The 15,164-nt window shown below is 66.2% G+C and carries 14 protein-coding genes and 3 pseudogenes; 6 read left to right on the plus strand and 11 right to left on the minus strand.

Features of this window, described 5'->3' with window-relative positions; all coding sequences use genetic code 11:
- Positions 1–135: 135 nt before the first annotated feature.
- The 5 genes and pseudogenes from O3X23_RS23680 to O3X23_RS23700 form a co-directional block, all read right to left on the minus strand.
- The gene (locus O3X23_RS23680) at positions 136–1,626 is read right to left on the minus strand and encodes a carboxylesterase/lipase family protein (protein WP_269273504.1); all 1,491 of its coding nucleotides are present in this window, start codon (positions 1,624–1,626) and stop codon (positions 136–138) included.
- Positions 1,627–1,735: 109 nt separating this feature from the next.
- Positions 1,736–2,635 carry an MBL fold metallo-hydrolase gene (locus O3X23_RS23685; protein ID WP_269273505.1) on the minus strand — a complete coding sequence of 300 codons (900 nt, stop codon included), beginning with the start codon at positions 2,633–2,635 and terminating at the stop codon, positions 1,736–1,738.
- Between the two features lie 83 nt (positions 2,636–2,718).
- Complete coding sequence (locus O3X23_RS23690) at positions 2,719–3,690, minus strand: hypothetical protein (RefSeq protein WP_269273506.1); 972 nt, start codon at positions 3,688–3,690, stop codon at positions 2,719–2,721.
- Between the two features lie 157 nt (positions 3,691–3,847).
- Positions 3,848–4,747, minus strand: a complete 900-nt coding sequence (locus O3X23_RS23695) for a helix-turn-helix domain-containing protein (RefSeq protein WP_269273507.1) — start codon at positions 4,745–4,747, stop codon at positions 3,848–3,850.
- Positions 4,748–5,809: 1,062 nt separating this feature from the next.
- A pseudogene (locus tag O3X23_RS23700) lies at positions 5,810–5,938 on the minus strand (IS5 family transposase); the annotation flags it as partial.
- A gap of 452 nt (positions 5,939–6,390) precedes the next feature.
- Here O3X23_RS23700 and O3X23_RS43960 point away from each other — a divergent pair.
- From O3X23_RS43960 to O3X23_RS23710, 3 genes and pseudogenes are all read left to right on the plus strand, one after another.
- Positions 6,391–6,624, plus strand: coding sequence for an IPT/TIG domain-containing protein (locus tag O3X23_RS43960; RefSeq protein WP_331283940.1), 234 nt, complete (start codon positions 6,391–6,393; stop codon positions 6,622–6,624).
- Positions 6,625–6,720: 96 nt separating this feature from the next.
- Positions 6,721–7,230, plus strand: a pseudogene (locus tag O3X23_RS23705) (transposase); the annotation flags it as partial.
- A 229-nt stretch (positions 7,231–7,459) separates the two neighbouring features.
- Complete coding sequence (locus O3X23_RS23710) at positions 7,460–7,813, plus strand: hypothetical protein (protein ID WP_269273508.1); 354 nt, start codon at positions 7,460–7,462, stop codon at positions 7,811–7,813.
- A 121-nt stretch (positions 7,814–7,934) separates the two neighbouring features.
- Here O3X23_RS23710 and O3X23_RS23715 read toward each other — a convergent pair whose 3' ends face one another.
- From O3X23_RS23715 to O3X23_RS44240, 6 genes are all read right to left on the minus strand, one after another.
- Positions 7,935–8,381 (minus strand): hypothetical protein, encoded by a 447-nt coding sequence (locus O3X23_RS23715; protein WP_269273509.1) that lies wholly within the window; start codon positions 8,379–8,381, stop codon positions 7,935–7,937.
- A 28-nt stretch (positions 8,382–8,409) separates the two neighbouring features.
- Positions 8,410–8,619, minus strand: a complete 210-nt coding sequence (locus O3X23_RS23720) for a hypothetical protein (protein WP_269273510.1) — start codon at positions 8,617–8,619, stop codon at positions 8,410–8,412.
- Between the two features lie 7 nt (positions 8,620–8,626).
- Positions 8,627–10,159, minus strand: a complete 1,533-nt coding sequence (locus tag O3X23_RS23725) for a hypothetical protein (RefSeq protein WP_269273511.1) — start codon at positions 10,157–10,159, stop codon at positions 8,627–8,629.
- Entirely contained in the window at positions 10,156–10,875 is a 720-nt protein-coding gene (locus O3X23_RS23730; RefSeq protein ID WP_269273512.1) for an ABC transporter ATP-binding protein, read from the minus strand. Before O3X23_RS23730 ends, O3X23_RS23725 begins: the two co-directional genes overlap by 4 nt.
- Before the next feature lie 97 nt (positions 10,876–10,972).
- Positions 10,973–11,305 (minus strand): hypothetical protein, encoded by a 333-nt coding sequence (locus O3X23_RS23735; RefSeq protein WP_269273513.1) that lies wholly within the window; start codon positions 11,303–11,305, stop codon positions 10,973–10,975.
- A gap of 39 nt (positions 11,306–11,344) precedes the next feature.
- Positions 11,345–11,710 carry a helix-turn-helix domain-containing protein gene (locus tag O3X23_RS44240; RefSeq protein ID WP_443047946.1) on the minus strand — a complete coding sequence of 122 codons (366 nt, stop codon included), beginning with the start codon at positions 11,708–11,710 and terminating at the stop codon, positions 11,345–11,347.
- Positions 11,711–12,546: 836 nt separating this feature from the next.
- On the opposite strand from O3X23_RS44240, the gene O3X23_RS23740 reads away from it, so the two are divergent.
- From O3X23_RS23740 to O3X23_RS23745, 3 genes and pseudogenes are all read left to right on the plus strand, one after another.
- Positions 12,547–13,212, plus strand: coding sequence for a hypothetical protein (locus tag O3X23_RS23740; RefSeq protein WP_269273514.1), 666 nt, complete (start codon positions 12,547–12,549; stop codon positions 13,210–13,212).
- 131 nt (positions 13,213–13,343) lie between these two features.
- A pseudogene (locus tag O3X23_RS43965) lies at positions 13,344–13,517 on the plus strand (helix-turn-helix transcriptional regulator); the annotation flags it as partial.
- Positions 13,517–14,848 carry a tyrosine-type recombinase/integrase gene (locus O3X23_RS23745; RefSeq protein ID WP_331283938.1) on the plus strand — a complete coding sequence of 444 codons (1,332 nt, stop codon included), beginning with the start codon at positions 13,517–13,519 and terminating at the stop codon, positions 14,846–14,848. The pseudogene O3X23_RS43965 and the gene O3X23_RS23745, both read left to right, overlap by 1 nt.
- The last annotated feature ends 316 nt before the right edge of the window (positions 14,849–15,164 follow it).

Raw genomic sequence — 15,164 nt, forward strand, 5'->3', positions numbered from 1 at the left:
ATGAGCAGTCACGTTCAGCCTCGTGGGAGGGCGGTCCGCTTCGGTGGGAGCCTCGGCTGCTGCTTCGCCGGGCACATGCGGGTGGTGGCTGACAGGGTGAGCAGCGACGGCGAGGGATGGACGCGCCGCCCCTCCTCAGTTCCAGGCTTGTCGTTCCTGGCTGCGGGGGTCGTTGATCTGGTTCCACGTGTCGTCGATGCGCATGGTGGTCCGGCGCTCGCTGGTGTACGCCTCCCAGCCCGGGTCGCCGGTCCGGGCGAACCGGACCCACGCCCCGTGCACGCGAGAAGCGAGATCCGCAGGAGGCCGCGTCGGTCCGAGCAGGCCGTACGGGCCGTGCAGTGGGGAGAGATGGGTGCGGTCGAAGACGAAGGGGAGTTCCATCGTGTGGGCAGCGCCGAGATCTCCTCCCACGGCCTGGGAGCGCCACGCGAACTCGTAGCGGTAAGTGCGGGACTGGGGGTGGGCGGCGTGCGCGTCGGCCAGGGCCCGGCTGCCCGCGCCGAACGCGGCATCGCCCAGGATGGCGGCTCGCAGCTCGCCGAAGGAGGCGCCGGGCCGTGCTGTGCGATAGGCCTCGATGAGCCGCATCGGTTGGGGGTGGGAGCGGATCGCCGCGGCGTCGACGTCGGCCGCCGTTGCGGTGGTGTGGGCGCCCGTGGGGACGAGATAGAGGTTGCCCTCCTCCGAGGTGGTTCCGATGAGCAGGTCGACGTCCGCTCCCAGGCCTGCGGCGACGGATGTTGCAGGCTGCCGGTCCAGGACCAGGCTGAAGGGACTGAGCCCGACCAGGGGGTCGTAGTGGGTCGGGGTCCGCAGGTCGATCCCGGCAAGGTGGCCGGCCGCCTCGACCAGGTGCTCGTCGGCGATGTCCGAGAAGGCGTCGGCGTGCGGCTCGACCCCCAGCGCCTGGGCTGCTGCCCGGGTGACGCGGCCGGCCTGCTGCCGGGTGAACGCCCCCGTGCCGCTGCCGCTTTGAACGATCGCCCGGCGCAGGAGGCCGGCGGCCTGAGGCATGGCCAGGACACCGCCGACGATGGTGGCGCCCGCCGACTGGCCGAAGAGGGTGACGTTACGGGCATCACCACCGAAGGCCGCGATGTTCTCCCGCACCCAGCGCAGGGCAGCCACCACGTCGAGCAGGCCGCGGTTGGCCGGTGCTCCGGGGAGGTCAAGGAATCCCGGAATGCCAAGCCGGTAGTTGAGGGTGACGAGTACGACGCCGTGGCGAGCGAAGGCTGAGCCGTCGTACAGCGCGGACCGTGTCGACCCGGCGACGAACCCGCCACCGTGGACGAAGACCATGACGGGCAGGTCTTCGCCTGGCGCGGCAGGCTTGCAGACGTTGACGGTGAGGTAGTCCTCCCCGCGACTCCATCCGGCGCCGAAGTAGGGGGACATGTCTACCGTGCCGAGCGTGCGTTCGGACTGCGGGGCGTTGGGACCCGGCACCGTGCCGTCCCGTACACCGTCCCACGGTTCGTGCGGCTGCGGCGGGGCGAACCGGCCGGCGCCGACGGGCGCAGCGGCGTAGGGGATGTTCAGGAAGGCGACGGTGGTGTCCTGACGGAGCCCTCGGACCGCCCCCTGCTCAGTGGCGAGGATGGGATCGGCGTCGTCTCTCACAATGGTTCCTCTCCGTGGCCCGGTGGGCGTCGGAAATGGGATGGAGTTGGCCCGCGACCCCGGCCCCGCAGTGGCGGCCGGGGTCGCGGCCGTGCCTGTGGCCTGCGGGTCAGAGGCGGTCGAGCGAGGCCCACCGCTTGATGCCGAACGCGCTGCCGCTGCGTTCCACTTCCAGGGCGCCGTGCCCGGCGAAGTGGGCGGGCAGGATCAGCGCATTGGCGTCCGCGGCCCAACCGAGGATGTCCCGCCGGGTCTCGCGCGCCGCATGGGGGTCCTCGCAGAAGCAGCTGTTGTGCTCCGGCTGCATGATCTGAAAGGGGGAATGCAGCAGATCGCCCGAGAAGACCGCGCGCTCGGTGCCGGACGCCAGCATGACGACGCTTGATCCCGGGGTATGACCGGGTGCGGCCTGCAGGCGCAGACTGGCGTCGATGGTGTGGCTCGTTTCCCAGAGCGTGACCTGGCCGGCGGCGTGCACCGGAGCGACGCTGTCTTCGAAGACGTTCTGATTGACCCCGCCGGCGATCTTCGGGTTGTTGGCCGGGTTCCAGAACTCGAAGTCGGCCTTGGGCATCAGATATGAGGCGTTGCGGAACGTGGGGACCCAGGACTGGCCCTCCAGGCGGGTGTTCCAGCCGACGTGATCCACGTGCAGGTGTGTGTTGACGACGATGTCGACGTCGTCGGGGTGGACGCCCGCCCGCTCCAGATTGCCGAGGAAGTCCAGCTCCAGGTGTCCCCAGGACGGTACGTACGGGCGTTCCTTGTGGTTGCCGACGCCGGTGTCGACGAGGATGGTCCTGCCTTCGCTGCGCAGCACCCAGGTCTGCACGGCAACGTTGCAGATACCGGTCTGTTCATCGAGGAAGTCCGGGACGATGACGGACCGGTGTGCGTCCCACTGATCCTTCGGCGAATCGGGAAAGAACACGCCCGGGGTCATCCCGCTGGGTCCGTGCGTTTCCTCGACCCGGGTCACCTCGACGCCGCCGAGAGTGATGTCGCTCATGATGCTGCTCCTGTGTCGGTTGCTCTTCTCGTGCAGGCGGGCAGTGGGGCAGTCGGGCCGGGCGGCTCGGAGCCGATGGGGATCTAGGGGTGGCCCGGTAGGCGGGCGAGCAGGAGGTTGGGGTCCTTGGCGGTGGTGTAGGCGGCGTTGAGGACGTACACCTGTTCGCCGCGCAGTGCGACGGAGGTGGGGTTCTGCAGTCCGTCGCCGGTGTCCAGAACGGTGGTGTGGGTGCCGTCGGGCCGGATGAGGACGACCTTGTTGGGGGCGTCGAGGGTGGCGAGTACCTCGTTGCCGCGACCGGTGAAGGCGAAGTCGTCGATACCGGCCAGGCCGGATGCCTTCACCTGCGGGGCGCCCGCCCGGTTTCCGTGACAAATCGGGATGCGCACGAGGGTGCCCTTGTCGAGGTTGCTCACCCACAGCGCGCCGTCGTGCACCTTCGCGCCGTTGGCTCCGAGGAAGCCGGCCGCGGCGAGCTCGGGCGCGGTGGACCAGGCGGTGGGCCGGCCCCCGGATAGAGGGACGGTCCACACGGTGCCGAGCACCGAGTCGGTGATGTAGAGCTGCTTGCTCTGCGGGTCCAGCGCCAGACCGTTGGGCAGGCCGTTCGCGGGCAGCGCGGCAATGCGCTGCGGCGCCTTGCCGGGACTCAGCCGCCACAGGCCCGTCAGGTCGGCGGTGCCGGTCGCGTACAGCACGTACGTACTTCCGTCCGGAGCCTGGACGATGCCGGTGGTAAGAGGGAATCCGAGGGCGGGGGTCTTGACTCCGCCATCGGCGGGTGCGGGCAGGGTCGCCAGGATGCGGGTGCCGCCCCCAGGGGTGATCTGAGCGACCTGGCGGCTGCCGGCGAAGGTCACGTTGGCCCTGCCGTCGGGCAGCAGGGCGATGTTCTCGGGCATCCGGCCCGCGGCCAGGTCGAAGTGGTTGGCGATCTGCACGTGGCTCAGGGGCCGCGGGGCGGCCGGGATGGCTCCGGCCGGGACGGCCATTGCGAGAGCCGCTGCGGCCGTCGCCGCAGCGGTTGCGAGGAGAGTGGTGCGCTTGCGCATGGGTTCCTTCTCTCTTTTCCGGCATGCGGGCATGCCGCAGCCAGGGGTGGGTCGGCAGGCAGGTGGCGCCCGACAGATCGAGTCGGGATGCGGCACCAGTGACGTGCGCTCAGGGCGCGCTTGCCCGTTCACAGGGCTTGAGGAGGGGCTTGTCCGGTCAGGAGGGGCGGGATCGCGCGCCGGTGCGGGTCTGGGCTGTCTCGCTCGGCCCGCTGGCGTGGGCGAGGAGACTGAGGGCTGTTGCGGAAGGGGATCCTGCCGTGGCCGTGGCGATCACCACGGCCGGCCCGTCTCCTTGCGGACTCTGCAGTGTCTGCTGGGTGACGGTCAGGATCCCGACCGAGGGGTGGTGCATCTCGTAATCGGCGACATCGCAGACGACGATCCGGTGGTCGGCCCACATGGCCGCAAACTCCGGGCTGCGCATGGTCAGTTCGCCGACGAGTCCGGCCAGCAAGGAGTCCTGCGGATGCCGGCCGGCCGTCAGGCGCAGGTTGCCGACCACGGCCCTGGCCTTGGCGGGCCAATCGGCATACAGCTCCCGGGTGTGCGCGTCGAGGAACACCAGCTTCGCCATGTTCGGCCGACGACCCGGTTCAGCGGGGCTGTCCGGGTCGACATGACCGGCAAACAACGCGTGCCCCTGCGGGTTCCAGGCCAGAACGTCACTACGGCGGCCCATGACGAGTGCGGGTGTGCCCGCGAGAGCCAACAGCAACGCGCTGGTGGCCGGGGGGACTCGCTCGGGACGGGGGCGGGGCGCAGCTCTTCCCCGCTTCGGCGCACGGGCGAGTTCGTGCAGGTGGGCCCGCTCGGTCTCATCCAGGTGCAGGGCAGTCGCAATCGCGTCGAGCACCTCGCGCGAGGCGTTGCGCGACTGACCCTGCTCCAGACGGGCGTAATAGGGCGCGCTGATGCCGGCGAGCATCGCCAGCTCCTCCCGCCGCAAACCCGGCACCCGGCGCCGCTCGCCGTAGGTCTGCAACCCGGCATCCTCGGGGTGCAGAAGGCCCCGGCGTGCCTGGAGGAACTCGGCGAGCTGCCCGTGCTTGTTCATGACACCGAGTATGCGCAGCACCCCCGAGCCGCGCCTCACCCCGCTGGGGTGCGGATCCACAGGGGGCACGCCGCAGCACAGAGGAACCTCTTCAACGAGGCCAGCCGCCGCTGCCTCCAGCACCGCACGCCCCAACGCCGATCCCTTCGGTGGCTACCAGGTGACGGGAAGTCGGGCGGGGCTGCAGACTCGGCTTCCGCTGTTTAGGGAAGTCAGCAGCGACATCGTCGAAAACCTCCCGAGTCAAGGAGTCGCTGAGCGGCATGCTCGACCTCGATGAGATCACCGGGGAACGCTGACGATCTCGCTCAAGGCTCCTCGGTGAACTTGCGAACGGCTGGCCTGACACGACGTGGTCGATAGCGGGAATTGACTTCGTCAGCAGCGAGTCCTCCTCGCGCAGGAGACCCAGGACCGACACCCCGGGCCAACCGGAGCCCCCCGTTACCCACCAGACCGCGCCGTAGTCCGCGTGGCCGCAACAATGACAACGGGGCAGACCCTTTGGGAAACAGCTGACTCATTCGAAGTCCGTACCACTTCGCCCTGTCGGCGATCATCCGGCGGGGCGAAGTGCTCTCAATGGGAAGATCCGGTGCCCGTCTATGTCACGGCCCTGGTCGTGTCGCGTCGCCCTGCATACAGCCCAGAGCGTCGAACAGCACCTCCGGATCGCCGTCACGTTTTGCGATGTTCGCCAACTGCCAATGACCAGGCCGGGTGACCGTGTCTGCCGACGCCCATGAACTACGGCCATGCACCATGTGACGGCGATGACGCTCCTCGCGGGCGCAGGAAGTAGCTCGCCGACAGGGACGCCACAAGCACCCAGGGTGCATCCCCGCGCGGGCGGGGAGCAACCATCACCCGACGGCCCGCTCGGCCGGCCCGGCACGACTGGCCCGCGACGCGGCCACCCGGACGGGGCAACGCGACTCCTCGTCGTTAGGCCGATCCTGCCGAGAAGTACTGACGGCGGGGAGGCGGTCCAACCTGCCAGCACGTCCATCGGTGGTTCCAGCCGTGCGGGTGGTCCGTCCTGGGCGCCTCCTAGGGGCGACGTTCGGGGATCGTGGCAACGATGCCCCGGCGCCGCAGCAGGTGGCGAATCGCCCGGCCGGAATACGCCTTGTCGCCCAGCACCCGCGCCGCCGTCGTCCGAGGCCGGCCCGCAACGGCGCGCGGGATACGGCGGTGGTGTCCTTAACGTTGCCGGGCGTGAGCACGATGGACAGCGGGAGGCCCAAACTGGCCTCTCAGCCAGGGCGATCACGTCGCCCCTATCCCCGGTACCAGCTCACCACGACACCTCTGTGAGCTCATCGCAGCCGTACGACAACCCGGACACGCACCACGGGGATGACAATTCTCCGTTGGTAGAGGGCGGAGGTCACAGCAGCGTCCGCCCTGTCATCTCCCGTCGGCGACCGATACCGACGTGTCCCCACACAGCCTTCCAGACTCACGTTTCCCACGCTCATCAGCGTCGGCGAGGTGCCATTGCGAACGGCGAACCAGGTGACAAGTAACCCTCACCACCCGCCGCCGGTCCCGGTGGCGTACCCGTCACCGTCACCACCGCAGGCGGCCTCGCCACCGAAACACTCACCTCCACCTACGCCGACCCATCGGCGCTCACCGGCCTGAGCACCACCACCGGAAGCCGCTTCGGCGGCACCGTCACCGAGCTCACCGGCCGGAACCTGGGAACCGCCACCCAAGTCCACTTCAACCACGTCAACATCCTGTTCAGCGCCCGAGCCGACAACACCCTGGCCTCCGTGGTTCCCGCCAGCCTCACCACCGGCCCTGTAGACGACACCGTCACCACCCCCCGGCGGCACCAGCACCCTCCCCGGCGGCTACACCTCATCTGAAAACCGGGATGGCAGCCCACCGGGGGCCCACGCGGTACAGGCGCAGATGCCCGCTGAAACGCCCGCTGCGCCCAGAAGGTCCCCGACTCCGGGCGAAACAGGGCCTGGCTGGGGCGGACCTCCCATCACGGCTATCCCGCAACGGAGTTGATGACGCTGGTCGAGACCGGCACACGAGCCTTGCTCAGCGCGGTGTTCGGGCCCACCGCGGAGGGCGAGACCAGCTATGCCCCGCGCCTGCTGCATCTGCTGCGGCCGGACACGCTCGTCCTGTGGGACAAGGGCTTCGACGGCAACGACTTCCTCGCCTCCGTCACCGCGACCCGCGCCCAGTTCCTGGGTCGACTCGGCAGCAACCGGCGCACCCCCGTTCTCACACGCCTCGCTGACGGCTCATACCTGTCGGTGATCGCCGCCGAGAAGGTACGTGTGATCGACGCGAACACCACGGTGACCTGCGCGGACGGCACCGTCTTCACCGGCTCCTACCGGCGGCTCACCAGCTTGACCGACGCCGGCCGCTACCCGGCGGCCGTGCTGGCGGTCTCTACCACCAGCGGTGGGAACACGAATCTGCGTATCACGCGCTCCGCCACACGATCATGAACGGGCGTGTCCTGCGCTCGGGCGACCCAGCCGGCGCCGAACAGGAGATGTAGGCCCTACTCACCCTCTACCCGCCCTCCTGACCGCCCGCGACCAGGTCATCCAGGCCGCCGCCGTCATCACCGACCCCGCCGATGCCGGTCGCGTGGGGCTGATCGGACACCGGGTCCTGGCCCGTCTCCTGCCGCCCCGGCGGCAGCGCGTCAGCACCCGCACGGTCAAGTCACCGATGTCCCGTTACAGCACCCGCCACGACGACGGCAGACCCGACACCAGCCGCACCGTCACCGGTCCCGACATCAGCGTCCTCGAACCTCGCGAACCACACCCGCAACTCCCCGTCATCTCCCGCGACGACCGGAACACCGCCCTCACCCACCGCCCCCGCCATCGAATCCTTGGCCTGCTCGAGGAGAACCCCGCCCGCCTCTGGCGCCCCCGTGACATCGCTTCTCACTTCGGCGACATCACTATGGGGACCATGCATCGGCAGCTCTCCAGATGGGCCGAGACCGGCCTCATCCACAAACTCGGCCCCGGCCTCTACCCCGCCACGGCATGGACCCCAACACCCCCTGCGTGATCTGCGAAAACGTCAACTACCCGGACTTGGTACTAGCTGGCCGCGCGGGCACCCACCCAGTGCCGCTCCCGCTATGACGTGAACTGCCACAGTCTGTGTTCTCTCCCCCGTGGCTAGCCACCTATGTCGCGCGGAAGCTACGCCAGAGGGCACGGCCGTCGCCAAAGACTGGCAGAAGAAAGGCAATGTGCGCCAGGTGCCACCAGGCCAGGGACCGGTCGAGGCCGGAGAGCAATAGGAAGGCGCCCACTATGACGCACGCAGACGGCCCGGCCAAGGCCACCACCCTTGTCTGTCGTGCCGTCATGTTCCCTTCCGGAATCACTGACGTGCGCCACATTGTCCGCTCGACCGCGATGTGAGTCACCGTGCGGACCCGTTTGAGGACGATCACATGTGCAGACTCGTGCAGGGCGAACGAGGCCACCAAACCCAAAGCGGCCGGTTTGAACAGCAGCGCCCATGTCAGTCCCGCCAGCACCCGGTCGCCGGAGAGTGCGAACCAGACCAGGGCCGCGGCCAGGAGGACCCCGACGAATGCGAGCAGTGGCCACACCTGGGTAGCCACCGCTAGGGCAACTGCCCGGGTACTCAGGTCAGCTGCCGGATATCTCTTTGAGGAGCTCTTCACGACGCTGCTTCAACCCCCGAAAGGCGATCTGGATCAACGCCAGAACGGCGGTGAGCAAGAGAAACAAGACGATGAGCGGGGCCGGGTTCTCGACTCCCGTGGTGATGCCCAGCGCCCCGTTGTCCTTTTTCGCCGTCTCAAACATCATCGACCCGAAGAACACCTTCCGTTTCACGATCTCGTCAGTGCCCGTTGAGAACATGAGGGTGAGAAGGGTCACCGCTACGGTGCCCAGCGTCAGCAGCGCCGCCCCTATGGCGGACGTCACGACCGAGCGTGCCTTGAACATTCCTTCTCCTCGACTCGCCTGCGTGGATTCCTTGTACCGCGTACCAAACGAATGCGACGGCTGCCCCGGCAATACAGATCATCACTGCCCAGGGCGGGAGACTGAGCAGTCCCATTCCGATCACTGACAGGCCTATAACGATTCCGACAACGGACAGTCCCAGGAACACGGAGAAGGGATTGTCCTTCTCCGCCGGGAAGACAACGCTGATGCACGTGGTCATGACCGTTCCGCCTACGCAGGACGCAAGTGCTGTTCCGCTGGAGAGGAACTGGTCCGGGTGCCGCGCAACCGCGATCGTGAGAGCCGGCACGGTGAACACGGCGAGCAGGATCAGCTGCGCCCTGATGAGCCGTACGTACACCCGCCAGGCGGGCTCCTGTGCGCCAGGCAGCAGCCGGAGCTGTTGGGTGGCGGTGTACTGATAAAGGCCGCCGAAGGACAGGGCGGCGAGGCCCCAGATGGGGTTCACCGACGGTTTGGCCACTAGCAGGTAGGCGAACACGGCCAGTGCCATCGCGGCCGCGGCAACGGTCTGTGCGCTGCGCAGCAGGCACCAGTCGTACGGCCCAAGAACTCGTCGCAGGCGCACACTTCCCGGTAGCTTCAGGTAGCGGGACTGGCGTAGGTGATGGTTCGGGGCGAGCGCGAAGGACAGCGCTATAAGCGCGGCCCCTAGTGCCCCGGCTGCGGCCAGGGTCAGCCAAGGCCCGTGCGCGTTCCAGGCCCAGGAGGCCCTCGTGACCCACGTGTACTGGGTCCGCTTGCTCAGGTATGCGCCGGAAATTTCCTGAATCATCGGTGTCATCTGAGCGGAGTAGTACGCCAGCGCCGCGAACAGGGAAAGTGCGTTGAGGATGCCCGCCATTCGGCTGAGCCGCACCAGCATCCACAGCCTGGTCAGCAGCTGGTACACAACAGAAAGTGCCAGATAGGTCAGGGCGGTTGGGATGATGATTGAGGCAGTGATGTAGCCGGTCGCGGACGGACCGAGGAGGATCAAGGCGCTGACGCAGAGGGAGACCAGGCCGGCCGCCGCCACGATCGCGGTCATCGCCGCTTCGTATAAAAGGAACGCCATCGAACGTTCCCGGTTGGTGACTGGCAGTTGATAGGTGAGCTGAAGCATTCCCTCAGCGTTCATGAACAATACCTTCACCAACAGGAAGGCAATCTGCACCCACAGCAGGAGAGATACCGTCGAGGTGTCGAACAGCAGCCGCCACACAGCCGCTTCGTCAGCCAGCGGCCGTAAGAAGAGGTAGGCGGCAGTGCACATGACGCCGAGGAGCAGAACGCTCACCACCGTGACGAACACCCTGACCGGGGCAGACTTCAGGGCTCCGGCCCGCAGTACCCGTCGGCGGAAGAAGACGAGGAGCATCCGTGCCAGCACGACGGAATGCTTCAACCGTGTCGCGGTCACCGCTGGGACGTTTCGAGGTAGTCGAACACCATGGCGGCTAGCGATCCGTGCTCCCTGATCAGTTCTTGTGTGGGTTCGTCATACACCACAGTCCCCAAGTCCAGGAAGATGGTGCGGTCGGCCAGGCGCTCCAGGACAGCAAAATCGTGGGTGCAGAGCAGGACAGAGCGGCCTTCGTCGCGGATCCGCCGAAACTCCTCCTCCGCGAGGTGCAGCGCTTCGAGGTCGATGCCGTTGAGGGTTTCGTCAATGATCGCCAGCGGCGGGCGGATCACTAGCGCGGATACCAGTTGCGTCTTCTTGCGCATTCCGTGCGAGTAATCTTCGATGAGGTCGTCATAGCGGCCGTCCATTGAGAATTTACGGAACAATCCGACCGTTTCATCGTGATCAACGTCAAGACCGAACAATTTGCCCAGCATGGAGATGTATTCGCGGGCGGTGAGGAACTCGGGCAGATAGTCGTTGCTCGATAGGTACATGGCCAACTGCTTCGCTTCTGGCCGGGCATGCTCGTGGCCGCCAATCCGAATGTGACCGGATTGAAGGCGCACAAGGTCGAAAATGTTCTTGATCAGTGTGGATTTTCCGGAGCCGTTGGGACCAACAAGGCCGACAATCGCGCCTTTTTCGATCGAGAAGGACACGTCCAAAAGGACGTTGATGATGCCGTCATAGGAGTAGCTGACGTCTTTGACGTTCAGGAGAGACACCATCGTGTTAATCCTTTGCCGAGTCCGTCAATCCGGGCGGCGCCCAGGGATCCCAGGTACTGCCAGGGGATCCCTGGGCGCTTTGGTAGCCGTCAGGCTGTTACCTGCATTCGGCGTTGACCTTCAGTCCCCAGTTCTTGAAGGACCAGTTGCCGCTGAATGCCTTGTGCTGATTCACCACACACCATATGACCAATCCGGCGAAAATGGTGGCGCCCAGGGCGAGGATGACGGCGGTGAAGATCAGGAACCATGCGTCGTAACGTACGAGCCCCTCGTCGACCTTCGCTCTGATCGACGCAGCGACACGCTCGGGCGCCGTGGTCGCAGCCACGTACGCGCCGATCGAAGCCGACGTGTACGCGTTAACGGCCTTCGCTTCTACCGGCTCCGCAGCTCGCTCTCTTCCCCTGACCAGAATTGACGTTGTCACAGTTATTCTCCTGTGGTTGGCGTTGGTCCGGCGAAGATGTCACACCCCCGGTGGCGGACGATAGTGTCCTGAAGGGCACCATGCAGCGCATTTCCTGTAGTTCGCTATGACGGCCGCTTGCGCTCGCGAGGAGATCTGCAGCTTGCTGAAGACACTGGTGACATGCTTCTTGATCGTTCGCTCGGCTAGGTGCCAACGGTCCGCGATGACGGTGTTCGACAGACAGTCGCCCAAGGCGACTAGAACTTCGAGTTCACGCGCGGTCAGAAGGGACAGATCTGCGTCACGCACCCATGGCGGCACTTCGCAAGCATGGTCCCTTTCGCGATCATCACAATTTTCTGATGCATCTGGTGGCAGTCTCAAAATCCCGACCCCCGTGCCGAAAATTACCCGCCCGTGCACTCACTTTCCCATGGTCCGGCCGCCTGATCAGGGCCGCTGGGCGCAGTGGTCACCGTCTTCATGGCGTAGAAGTGAGGCATGACGTGATGTTGAGAGAGCGGCAATTTGACCCCTCGGTTCTCCGGACGTTTTTCGCTATCCCATCTCCTGGCGGCCTGGTTAGGAAATCCTAGTCGAGGCACTCCTTGTAGATGATGGTTTCATCGTTATTTCCCTCGGGCAACGGTGACGAGGTTCTTCGGATGTTACGGGTGTTGACCGTGATCTAGGTGTGGTCGCTATAAAGGACAAGTCTGATCATGGATGCTTCCAGTTACTATCCGCTGCATTTATGCGAGCGTGCGGTGTGCGGATCTATCTCTGCGTCCACGCGGTGATGAATGTTGGTTGGGTACCGGCTGGGTAACCGCGACGGATATGACGAGTCGCAGCCGATGGTAGAGCTGGCCCGTGACGGGGACCCGATCCTGCTTCGAGCTGGCGGGCGGGCGCACCCTGACGGCGAGCGATCGCCACATGCTGATCTGGGGTGACGTCAGCGGTCCCGGCGCGTCTTACGGTGGTGTCGGCTCTCCCGCGTCAGCTGCCAGATCGTAGTGATCTGCAAAACGAGGACCCAGGCAATCCACCAAACGGACTCACCGTCGAGAGCCACCTGGATCGCGGCAGCATGACGCTTACCAGAGCCGCCACAATCGAGACCAGCAAGCCGAAACAATCATTCACGCATCAACTATCGCTGACCTGCTCCTCCTTGCCAGAGCTACAGCCATCAAGACCCCTGTTGAGAAGAGGGCACTTGGCGAGGTCTGGCGCGGGAGGAACTTCAGCGTGCGATGAGCAACCATTTCGAACAGGCCTGGGGGGAACGGGTGAGCACGATTCCGGCAGCATCGGTGAGCGCGGCAGAGTTGCGGCGGCGGGTTCGCGCGGTCGAAGCGCTTCAGACGAAAACGCGGGAGATGGCTGCGGCGAACGTGTTGACCACACGCGAGACCGCGGTGAAGGCAGCACGAGCGAAAGAAGAGGCCGACATTGCGGCGCGGGAAGCCGCTGCGGCGGTCCTGCGGCTGTTCGACAACGACGCTGATTTGGTCGCGGAGTTGCTGAGCAAGTCGGCGGAGGACCTGGAGCGTGATGCGAAGCCTGTTACCGCCGCTCGCGCCAGCCCCCGCCGGCCCCGAACCAGGTTTCCGCACCGGATCACGGCCGAGCAGAAGCCGTCTGAGAACGCCCTCGGGCCCGGAGTCTTCCGTCTCGCAGCAGTCAACTGGTCCGGGCTCGCTCCCGTTGATGAACAGCAACGCGAAGCGCTCGAACTAACTGACGACACGCAGGATCCGACAGTGCTCGTCGCGTCTGACTGGCTGCACCCGGGCCAAGGCCACTCCCCCGGCGAATCCTTTCTCGCCGCCAGCGTTGCCCGAGACCTACGCGTCAACCGCAAGACCGCACGAGAAGCCCTAAGCGAAGCGATGAACGCTGGAAGGGAACGGTCATGAGCCGACTACTGACATTGGCGCAAGTGGCAGAACTGCTGAGCGCCGCAGGAAGCGGGCCCCATTCACCCGACCTTGACAGTTCCGGAAACACGGTGCCGGATCTGCTGCACAGTGGCTAGTACACCACGGACGAGGTGGCTGACTTGATCGGTGTCGACTCCTCAACGCTGCGTCGCTGGCGCACGATTGCCCCGCTGCAAGGGCCGCCATTCGTCCGCCTCACCTCGCGCGTCACCCTCTACAGCGCGCCGGATGTGCAGACGTGGCTTACCTCTCGGCGCATCGTCCCGGTACGGGCTGCCTGATGGGCGAGAAGTCACCACCGCTCGGTGTGAAGCTCTCCACCGATGTGGAGTACCGGGCAGGCTTTCCGAACCCGTTCCGGGCCCGCGTGCGGTGGTTCGATCCGACGTCAAAACGGCGTCTGTCGCAGTCCGAAATGCTGCCGGACGAGGAGAAGGCTCAGGCGTGGATCGGGCGCATGCAGCGGGCCGCGAGCCGTGGCGTCGATCCCGCTACGGCGACATCGACCCTGGCTGAGTACGGGGACGAGGAATGGACGCTCGCCATGCGCGGGCTGGAAGCCAAGACCATGGATCCCTACCGGGCCGGCTGGCGGCTGCGAGTGGTGCCGACCCTCGGGCACGTGGCGGTAACCGCCATCACTAATGGCGCGGTCGACAGGGCGGTGCACGGCTGGATCGCTGAGGAGTGCAGCAAGTCCACCGTGAAGAACAGCCTGGCCGTCCTGGTACGGGTCATGGAACCGGCGCTGCGTGACGGCATCATCGACATCAACCCGGCGCGGATCGTGGGCTGGCAACATGAGTACAAGCGCGCGGAAGACGAGATGGACGACCCGCGGTCGTTGGCCCTGCCGGACTGGGATGCCCTGGACAAGCTGTCCGCCGCCCTGGTTCTGCGCTCCTCAGACCAGTTCGCCGGCTGGGGCGATGTCGTGAAATACGCCGCGTGCACCGCCGCCCGTATCGGCGAAGTGTCCGGCGTGCGGGTGCAGGACATCAACCGGGACGAATGGACCTGGCAGGCGTGCCGCCAGGCCACGCCAGGACCGGGCGGGCTGATCGACAAAGGGACTCAAGGCAAGCGCCGCCGTACCGTTCCGCTGATCCCGGAAATCCGGGACCTGGTTGCGGCCCGGCTCGACTCCGTCGGGAGCGACCCCATGGCCCGGCTGTTCACCGGTCCGCGTGGCGGAAGGATCAGTACGGCCGTGCTCCGGGACGCCACGCACTGGGATGAGGTCGTGATCAAGCTCGGGTATGAGCACCTGCGCCGTCATGATCTGCGGCATACCGGCCTGACGTGGATGGCCGATGCCGGAGTCCCGCTGCACGTGCTTCGCAAGATCGCTGGGCATGGCTCGCTGACCACTACACAGCGGTACCTACACACCGACAAACGGTCCATCGAGATGGCCCGGCGCCGCCCTCAGCGCGCACCTGGCGAACGGCCGCCTGGAGGCTCCTGGTCCCAAAGTGGTCCCGGACGGGGCGCCTCGACGGCATCTGCGGATCGTCCGGTAGCGCCCCATCGGGGCAACGAAAAGCCCGCTGACCTGGAGGAATCCTCCAACTCAGCAGGCTTTCAGCACCGTCGGGACGACAGGATTTGAACCTGCGACCCCTTGACCCCCAGCGTTCGACCAAGTTTGACGGTCTGTCATAGCTGGTCCCGTGCAGTCCAGATAACCCAGGTCAGGTCCCGTTCTACGAGGACCGCCATGACGACCATTCCGGCTTCATGACGACTCGTCCGTGAGACGCCTGTGAGATCCAGGCGGATGCAACCCCGGATGGAGGCACGAGCCCGCTCCGCTCAAGGCCGCGTGCCTACATCAGACAACATGACCGGTCGGCAACCGTGCTCCGAGGCGTCTGGACGTTGATGTCAGGAGCAGCCTGCCGGTCTCGGCTCGCACAGCCGAAATC

Origin of the sequence: Streptomyces sp. H39-S7 (genome assembly GCF_027158205.1) — a bacterium.
In the GTDB taxonomy this organism is placed as follows: domain Bacteria; phylum Actinomycetota; class Actinomycetes; order Streptomycetales; family Streptomycetaceae; genus Actinacidiphila.